Source organism: Salipaludibacillus sp. CF4.18 (assembly GCF_051262595.1).
GTDB lineage: Bacteria > Bacillota > Bacilli > Bacillales > Salisediminibacteriaceae > Salipaludibacillus > Salipaludibacillus neizhouensis.
Genome location: NZ_JBIMEV010000138.1, coordinates 1 through 1,189, shown reverse-complemented (window position 1 = coordinate 1,189; position 1,189 = coordinate 1). Strand labels below are relative to the sequence as shown.

The 1,189-nt window shown below is 36.7% G+C and carries 1 protein-coding gene; it reads right to left on the bottom strand.

The features are described from left to right. Nucleotides 1-938: IS110 family transposase (locus ACHABW_RS25825; protein ID WP_435759890.1), on the bottom strand; the 938-nt coding region annotated here is incomplete at its 3' end. Nucleotides 939-1,189 lie beyond the last annotated feature (251 nt).

Here is a 1,189-nt window from a genome sequence, read left to right as displayed (position 1 = left end):
TCAAGACCGGCAAATGCCACTAGTTTCTTAGGATGATTATACCTTTCAATTTCCCCAGTTTCAGAAATAATCGTTGCTGCGATTTTTTCACCGATACCGGGAATTGATCGGATAATCTTAGATTCTTCAAGACTTTTTGCTAAAGCATCTATCTTATTTTTAAGCATGGATAGATGTTTTTTGTGTTCAAAAAGCATACTAATATACATATCTAAGCTTAGGGCAAGACTAGAGTATAAAGTCTTCTGAAAAGGGTTTTGAGCTGCGGCAGTAATTAGTTTTTCAGCCTGTTTGTTTGCCCATTGTAGTGAACGAGTGTTACAGAATTCTTTTATTTTAGTTGCTAATATTTCAGTATCAGCTTTTAAGGCATCTTCTGAAGTAGGAAATACTTGTAATGTTTTTAAAGAAACATCCGAATATAAGTCCCCAAAAACCTTACTATATTCAGGAAATACTTGATCCAAAACTGCCTGAAATTGTAGTTTGGTTTGTACAAACATCCCTGTTATATTATCGTGCTGTCTCGTAAGATGACGTAAGTTCATAAGTTGGATACCACGCTTTTTATAAGGCTCTAAATCCTCTTTATAATACAGCTCGCAGAGGTGATTGGCATCAATGATATCTGTTTTTACCTTCCGCAAACTAGAACTTTTTGCTTTATAAGAGATGAGTGGATTTACGATAATGATTAAATAGCCTTTGTCCTCAAAATATTGAACAACAGGTGTGTGATAATGACCAGTTGATTCCATTACAAGAGGGGGACGTTCTCCTAAAATATTTTCTATCTCTTTTATAAAATCTAATAAACTAGCTAACCCATCAAGATCATGTTTTACTTTGAAACTTTTCTTGTAGGGCTTCTTTCTTTCCAAGTATGCTTGAACCTGACTTTCACCTTTTGCTACATCCAGACCAACGACTGGATTCATTAAAATTCCTCCTTCAAAAATATAATCGCCGGTAACCCCTAAATCCTCCTCATAGTGTCATAGCTTCGCTTGTTATACGAGATCATTGTCCCAACCAGCCTCAAACATGTTTCTACAAGTAGGGGGCGAACTGTTTTGCGGACGGGGTCATAGCCCCACAGGCGCGAACGTTCTACCACGGCTACCGTTATCATATATCGATATAAAAAATGGTCAACCAGAAATATTTTCTGGCTGACCTAATAATACGA